Origin of the sequence: Halomonas sp., from assembly GCF_052095765.1 — a bacterium.
Taxonomy (GTDB): Bacteria; Pseudomonadota; Gammaproteobacteria; order Pseudomonadales; family Halomonadaceae; genus Halomonas.
Genome location: NZ_JBQDJZ010000027.1, coordinates 20,084 through 27,736, shown reverse-complemented (window position 1 = coordinate 27,736; position 7,653 = coordinate 20,084). Strand labels below are relative to the sequence as shown.

Sequence of the window (7,653 nt, the reverse complement as noted above, 5' to 3'; positions counted from 1 at the left end):
GCAGCGCCAGCTCGAGAATGAGGATGAAGAAGCTGCTGAGCATGAGCAGGAAATGCGGCGGCGCATGGAAGACGAGGCTGTGGCGCGGACTGAAGCCCGCCTTGGCCACCAGCGTCGCAGGCGCGTCGATGAAGGTGACGACGATGATGACTTCGACGATGACGACTATGACGTCAAAATCGAGTACGCACCCTGAGCGTTCCCAGAATCGAGGGCAGGATGGCGAGCAAGGACCAGGTTCCCGGGCGCGAAGCCCTGAGACACATGCGTCGGGTAGTGGTGAAAATTGGTAGCGCGCTGCTGACCAATGATGGCCGCGACCTGGATGAGCCCGCCATCGGTGGCTGGGTCGATCAGATTGCCGAGTTGCACCGGCGCGGAATTGAGGTGGTGTTGGTGTCATCCGGCGCGGTGGCCGCTGGCATGGTGCGGCTTGGTTGGGCTGTCAGACCTTCTGCTGTGCATCAGCTTCAGGCGGCCGCTGCGGTGGGGCAGAACGGCCTTACCGAATGCTACGAAGGGCATTTCGAGCGCCATGGCCTGATTACCGCCCAGGTGCTGCTGACACACGATGACCTCTCCAACCGCAAGCGCTACCTCAATGCGCGGTCGGCGTTGCGCACCTTGGTTGGGCTGCGCGTGGTGCCGGTGATCAATGAAAATGACACTGTCGTCACCGATGAGATCCGCTTTGGCGATAACGATACCTTGGGGGCTCTGGTGGCCAACCTGCTTGAAGCCGAAGCGTTGATCATCCTGACTGATCAGGAAGGGTTGTTTGATGCTGATCCGCGGCATGATCCGCGTGCGCAGCTGATCGCCGAAGGCCGCGCCAGCGATCCGCAGTTGGCGGCAGTGGCTGGCGGTGGCGGTGCGTTGGGGCGTGGGGGCATGAGCACGAAGGTGCGGGCGGCGCGTCTGGCGGCGCGTTCTGGCGCGGTGACAGTGATTGCTAGCGGTCGCCAACCCGATGTGCTGATACGGCTGGCCGATGGCGAACCCTTAGGAACCCTGCTGACGCCAGATCAGGCACCCATTGCGGCACGCAAACGCTGGCTGGCCGGCCAGCTGCAGGTGCGCGGTAGCCTGACGCTGGATGCTGGCGCAGTCAGGGTGTTGAGCAGCAGTGGCTCCAGCCTGCTGCCAGTGGGCGTCAAGGCGCTGAGCGGTGATTTTGTTCGCGGCGATATGGTGCTGTGCCTCGATGAGGGCGGTCAGCGTATCGCCAAGGGGCTGGTTAATTACGGCGCCGCTGATGCACGTAAGCTGCTGGGGCAGTCCAGTCAGCGTATTGAAGCGATACTTGGTTACATGGAAGGTCCAGAGCTGATCCATCGCGACAACTTGGTCATGCTTTAGGCTGAGTGTCGCTGATGCAAGCAGTGCGCTTGACAAGGCTGGCGGGCGGGCGTTTGGCGTGATAGGATGCGCCATCCTCTCAGACACGGCCCGTACGATTGCGCAGTTTAAGCGCGATCGGCAAGATGGTCATTTCGGCGGGGAGTTTTGTATTTCCCTGTTGAGTCAAATACTTATCATATGCCGTCGTAACGATGACGGTGACAACTTTCTCCAAGGAGACAGTCAGTGGCTAATAGCAAGCAAGCCAAGAAGCGCGCCCGGCAGTCAGAAGGCCGTCGTGTACTGAAGTCCAGTCAGCGTAGCCTGGTTCGTACTTATATCAAGCGCGTCATCAAAGCGATTAACGGCGGTGATCATGCCGTTGCCATGGAAGCCTTCAAGCAGGCGCAGCCGGTTATTGACCGCATTGCCGACAAGGATGTGCTGTCCAAGAAAAAGGCTGCCCGTCTGAAGAGTCGTTTGAACAAGCGTGTCAAGGCACTGGCTGCCTGAGCACGCCGGACGCCTCTGGGTGCCCGCTTTGATGCGGGTATGCCAATGAAAACCGGCTACGGCCGGTTTTTTTGTGTTCATGGGTTCCTGCTGCACAAGATCTTATTGTCTGGCGAAAAAGGATGCGCCTTGAGTAAACAAGCCCAGCCACCCCAGCCCTCAGCGGCTGGCGCGAGTGAGCCTGCCCTGACGCATCGGCGTGGAGGGTTGGTTCGCTCGGGTATTGTGGTCAGTGTCATGACCATGCTGTCGAGGGTCATGGGGTTGGCGAGGGACGTGGTGATTGCCGCCTTGTTCGGTGCCGGCTCAGGTGCCGATGCTTTCTTTGTGGCCTTCAAGGTACCGAACTTCCTGCGCCGGTTGTTTGCCGAGGGCGCTTTCAATCAGGCCTTCGTTCCGGTGTTGTCGGAGTACGCTACCCAGCGCAGCAAGGAAGAAGTGCGTGAGTTGCTGGATGCCACGGCGGGTAGCTTGGCAGTGGTTCTGTTGCTGATCACGGCGTTGGCGATGTTTGCTGCACCTTGGTTGGTATGGGCCTTTGCGCCGGGTTTTTCGCGCGACCCGGAAAAGCTGGCGCTAACAGCTGACATGCTGCGGTTGACCTTTCCCTACCTGTTCCTGATCTCGTTGACGGCGTTTTCCGGCAGCGTGCTCAATACCTGGAATCGTTTTGCCGTGCCGGCGTTCACGCCGGTGCTGCTTAACCTGTCGCTGATCGGGGCGGCACTGTTACTGACGCCGCTGATGGGTGATCCAGCTATGGCGCTGGCCTGGGGTGTGCTGATTGCAGGTGCTGCCCAGCTGCTGTTTCAGGTGCCGTTTCTGACCCGGCTGGGACTGCTGCCCAAGCCCTGGCCGAATTTTGCCCATGAAGGTGTGCGGCGCATCATGAAGTTGATGGCGCCTGCGCTGTTTGGCGTGTCGGTGTCGCAGATCAACCTGCTGCTGGACACGGTGCTGGCGTCGTTGCTGGCCGCGGGCAGTGTGTCCTGGTTGTATTATTCCGACCGGTTGGTTGAGCTGCCGCTGGGGGTGTTCGGTATCGCCATTGGTACGGTGATTCTGCCGGCGCTGTCCAAGCGCCATGCTGATCAGTCAACCGAGCATTTTGCTGCCATGTTGGACTGGGCGATTCGGGCGGTGCTGCTGCTTGGCTTGCCGGCCGCGCTGGCGCTGACGATATTGGCTGAGCCGCTGTTGATCACGCTGTTTCACTATGGTGCCATGACAGATCATGACATCAGCATGTCGGCGATGAGCCTGCGCGCCTATTCGGTGGGGCTGGTGGCGTTCATGATGATCAAGGTGCTGGCGCCGGGTTTCTTTGCGCGCCAGGACACCAAGACACCGGTGAAGATCGGCATTGTGGCTATGGTCGCTAACATGGTGTTTAACTTGATACTGATCTGGCCGCTGGCCCATGCGGGCCTGGCACTGGCCACGGCGATGTCGGCGTTTCTTAATGCCGGGCTGCTGGGCTGGCTGCTGTGCCGTGATGGGGTGCTGGTTTTTCAGCCAGGCTGGAAGAGTTACGGTGTGCAGCTGATTGGCGGCTGTGTGCTGATGGGTGTTGGCCTCAGCTGGCTGTCGCCGGATTGGCAGCAGTGGTTGGACTGGTCGCTATGGCATCGGGTCGGCTGGCTGTTACTGCTGGTTGTGGCTGGTGCAGCGATATACTTTGCCTGGCTGGCCGCACTCGGCGTTCGTTTGAGGCAGTTTCGTATCGCCAACTGAGTCCCTTAGCTGAAGCAGCGCGGTATCGGCCGATGCTGATCGGCTGTCAAGGCGGCTGTGGTCCGCTATAATTGACGCCTTTACTCGGTTTATCGCCCACTCTCTGATGGCGTTGACGATTTTATTCACCTGGTAACCTGGCAATAACGTCCATGCAACTGATTCGGGGACTGCATAATCTGCGCGAGGTACATCGCGGCTGCGTGGCCACTATCGGCAATTTCGATGGAGTGCACCGTGGCCATCAGGCGATACTCGAGCAGCTACGTGAGCATGCCGGTGCGCTGGGCGTGCCGGTATGTGTAGTGGTGTTCGAGCCCCAGCCGCGTGAGTTTTTCGCCGGCGATCAAGCACCACCGCGGCTGAGCCGTCTGCGCGACAAGCTGCAGCTGCTGGGCGACCAGGGGGTGGATCAGGTGCTGTGTCTGCCGTTCAATGATGCCCTGCGCAGCCTGACTGCTGATGAGTTCATTGCCCGGGTGCTGGTTGAGGGGCTTGGCGTGCGCCACTTGGTAGTGGGCGATGACTTCCGCTTTGGCTGTGATCGCAGAGGCGATTTTTCGCTGCTGCAGCGGGCGGGTGTCAAGCTCGGCTTCACGGTTGAACATACCCGGACCTTTCTGCTGGATGGCGAGCGCGTGTCCAGTACCCGGGTACGGACATTGCTGGCCAGCGGTAACTTCGCCCAGACCGCGCGTATGCTGGGTCACCCTTATCAGCTGAGCGGACGCGTGGTGCGTGACCGCCAGTTGGGTCGTACTATCGGCACGCCCACCGCCAATTTGCCCCAGTTACAGCGGCCCATGGCGCTGAAGGGCGTATATGCGGCAGTGGCTGATTTGCCTGATGGCCAGCGGTTCGACAGCGTGATGAATATCGGCTGGCGTCCTACGGTGGGCAGTGAGCGGCCGATACTCGAAGTGCACCTGTTTGATTTCGACGGCGATCTGTACGGCCAACGCTTGACGGTAATACCCTGCGCCAAGTTGCGCGGCGAAATGAAATTTGACGGAATTGACGCGCTGCGCACCCAGATACAGCGTGACCAGCAGCGCGCTCGGCAGCTGTTTGCCGAAGCCCGGGTTGCACAAGATATTCTTCCTCTGGCATCGGCGCCGCTGGCGCGCGAAGCCGCGACTTCCGACTCCCCGGCGGACTTGCCCGCCGACCATGACGACGGCTGACCTCCAGGATTATGAGCGACTACAAACACACTCTGAATCTGCCAGAAACCGAATTTCCCATGCGTGGCATGCTGCCCAAGCGCGAGCCTGCGCGGCTGGCTCAGTGGCAGGAAATGGACATCTACCACCGTCTGCGCAAAGAGCGCGCCGGTCGTGAGCTGTTTGTGCTCCATGATGGCCCTCCCTATGCCAACGGCAGCATCCATATCGGGCATGCGCTGAACAAGATCCTCAAGGACATTATCGTCAAGTCGAAGAATCTTGCGGGCTTTGATGCGCCCTATGTGCCGGGCTGGGACTGTCACGGTCTGCCCATCGAGCACAAGGTTGAAACCACCCATGGCAAGCAGCTTGAGCCCCAGCAGGCGCGCGCGCTGTGCCGCGAGTACGCGACTGAGCAGATCGACGAGCAGCGCCAGGAATTTATCCGCCTGGGCGTGATGGGGGACTGGGCGAACCCTTACCGCACCATGGACTTCGCCAATGAGGCCGGGGAAATCCGCGCCCTGGCTGAGATGGTCAAGGGCGGTTATGTGTTTAAGGGTCTCAAGCCGGTCAACTGGTGTTTCGATTGCGGCTCGGCACTGGCCGAGGCCGAGGTCGAGTACGCCGATAAGCAGTCCGATGCCATCGATGTGGCCTTCCCGTGTGCCGAGCCTGAAAAGCTGGCCGCGGCCTTTGGCCTGACCTCGCTTGCCAAGCCTGCCGCCGTGGTCATCTGGACTACAACGCCCTGGACCATTCCCGCCAATCAGGCGCTCAACGTGCACCCCGAGTTCACCTATGCGCTGGTGGATGTGGGCAGTCGTGTGTTGTTGTTGGCCGAGGAGCTGGTCGAGAGTTGTCTGGCGCGTTTTGGCTTGGAGGGCGACATTATCGCTACGGCCAGCGGCGAGCGGCTGGATCTGATCGAGTTTGAGCACCCGTTTTACGCGCGTCGCTCGCCGGTCTATTTGGCCGACTACGTGGAGTCCGAGGTGGGTAGCACCGGCATCGTCCACTCGGCGCCGGCCTATGGCGTGGATGACTTCATCACTTGCCGTGCCCACGGCATGAGTTTCGATGATATCGAAAGCCCGGTAGGCAGCAACGGCGTCTATGCCGACGACCTGCCGTTTTTCGGCGGGCAGATGATCTGGAAAGCCAACCTGCAGATTGTCGCCAAGCTCGATGAAGTGGATGCCCTGATGGCGCATCAGCCGATCACCCATAGTTACATGCATTGCTGGCGGCATAAAACGCCGGTGATTTACCGTGCCACCGCGCAGTGGTTTGTCGGCATGGATCTCACCGGACACGATGGCCGCACCCTGCGCGAAAAAGCGCTGGAAGGTGTCGATGCTACGGCCTTTACCCCGGCCTGGGGAAAGGCGCGGCTGCATTCCATGATCGCCAATCGTCCGGACTGGTGTATCTCGCGCCAGCGCAACTGGGGCGTGCCAATCCCGTTCTTTCTGCACAAGCAGACCGGCGAGCTGCATCCGCGCACTGTCGAGTTGATGGAAGAAGCCGCCAAACGCGTAGAGGCTGAGGGCATCGATGCCTGGTTCCGTCTTGACCCCGCCGAGCTGCTGGGCGATGAGGCCGACAGCTACGACAAAGTTACCGACACCCTGGATGTGTGGTTCGACTCCGGCACCACCCATTATCACGTTTTGCGTGGCTCGCATCCTTACGGGCATGAGCAGGGGCCGCGCGCGGACCTGTATCTGGAGGGCTCGGATCAGCACCGTGGTTGGTTCCATTCGTCGCTACTGACCGGCTCAGCCATCGATGGGCATCCGCCGTATCGCCAGCTGCTAACCCACGGTTTCACCGTGGACGAGAAAGGCCGCAAGCAGTCCAAGTCGCTGGGCAACGTGGTCGCGCCCCAAGAAGTCATGGACAAGCTGGGCGCTGACATTCTGCGCTTGTGGGTGTCGTCTGCCGACTACTCCGGTGAAATGGCGGTCTCCGACGAGATCCTCAAGCGCACTGCGGACGTCTACCGTCGCATCCGCAATACCTCGCGCTTCCTGTTGGCCAACCTCAACGGCTTTGATCCTGAGCGCGATGCGCTGGCGTTTGATGACATGCTAGCGCTTGACCAGTGGGTGGTGGATCGCGCTGCCCAGTTGCAGTCGCGTATCCAGAAGGCCTATGAAGAATACCGCTTCCTCGATGTCTACCAGCAGGTGCACGGTTTCTGTGCCCGGGAGCTGGGCGGTTTTTACCTGGACGTGATCAAGGATCGCCAGTACACCACCCAGGCTGACTCGGTGGCACGCCGCAGCGCCCAGACCGCGCTCTATCATGTGGTTCAGGCGCTGGCACGCTGGGTCGCACCGATCATCAGCTTCACCGCTGAAGAGATCTTCGAGAATATTCCGGGCTCCCGCGCAGACAGTGTGCTGCTTGAGGAGTACTACACTGGGCTTGGCACTCTGGCTGAGAATGCTGGCATGGGGCGCGACTTCTGGGAGCGGGTGCTCAATGTTAAACAGGCGGTGAACAAGTGTCTGGAAGACGCCCGGAATGCCAAGGTCATCAAGGGCAGCCTGGCTGCCGAAGTCACGCTCTATGTGGATGACGGCCTGCACAGCACGCTAGAAGCGCTGGGCGATGAGCTACGCTTCGTGATGTTGACCAGCGAAGTGCATCTGGCGCCTCTGGCAGAGGGCGAAAGTGCTGAGGCCACGGAACTTGAGGGATTGAAAGTTGCCGTAGCCACCAGTGAATACAACAAGTGTGAGCGTTGCTGGCATCACCGCCCGGATGTGGGCCAGCATGCCGGCCATGATGACCTGTGCGGCCGCTGCGTGAGTAACCTGCCGGACGGCAAGGGTGAGACGCGTCACTATGCATAAGCCAGGTAAGCATGAGGCGGAAAGCCATGAGGTGG

At 60.4% G+C, this 7,653-nt stretch carries 5 protein-coding genes and 1 pseudogene; all 6 read left to right on the top strand.

Annotated elements, in window-relative coordinates; translation table 11 throughout:
• Positions 1-196 (top strand): annotated as a pseudogene (gene obgE, locus ACTH3D_RS05535) (GTPase ObgE); the annotation flags it as partial.
• A gap of 23 nt (positions 197-219) precedes the next feature.
• On the top strand, positions 220-1,359 hold the full coding sequence (gene proB / locus ACTH3D_RS05530) for a glutamate 5-kinase (RefSeq protein WP_441666065.1): 1,140 nt from the start codon (positions 220-222) through the stop codon (positions 1,357-1,359).
• Between the two features lie 228 nt (positions 1,360-1,587).
• Positions 1,588-1,854, top strand: coding sequence for a 30S ribosomal protein S20 (gene rpsT / locus ACTH3D_RS05525; protein WP_441666064.1), 267 nt, complete (start codon positions 1,588-1,590; stop codon positions 1,852-1,854).
• 186 nt (positions 1,855-2,040) lie between these two features.
• Entirely contained in the window at positions 2,041-3,588 is a 1,548-nt protein-coding gene (murJ, locus tag ACTH3D_RS05520) for a murein biosynthesis integral membrane protein MurJ (RefSeq protein ID WP_441666068.1), read from the top strand.
• 152 nt (positions 3,589-3,740) lie between these two features.
• Entirely contained in the window at positions 3,741-4,772 is a 1,032-nt protein-coding gene (gene ribF / locus ACTH3D_RS05515; RefSeq protein WP_441666063.1) for a bifunctional riboflavin kinase/FAD synthetase, read from the top strand.
• Between the two features lie 11 nt (positions 4,773-4,783).
• Positions 4,784-7,618, top strand: coding sequence for an isoleucine--tRNA ligase (ileS, locus tag ACTH3D_RS05510; protein WP_441666062.1), 2,835 nt, complete (start codon positions 4,784-4,786; stop codon positions 7,616-7,618).
• Positions 7,619-7,653 lie beyond the last annotated feature (35 nt).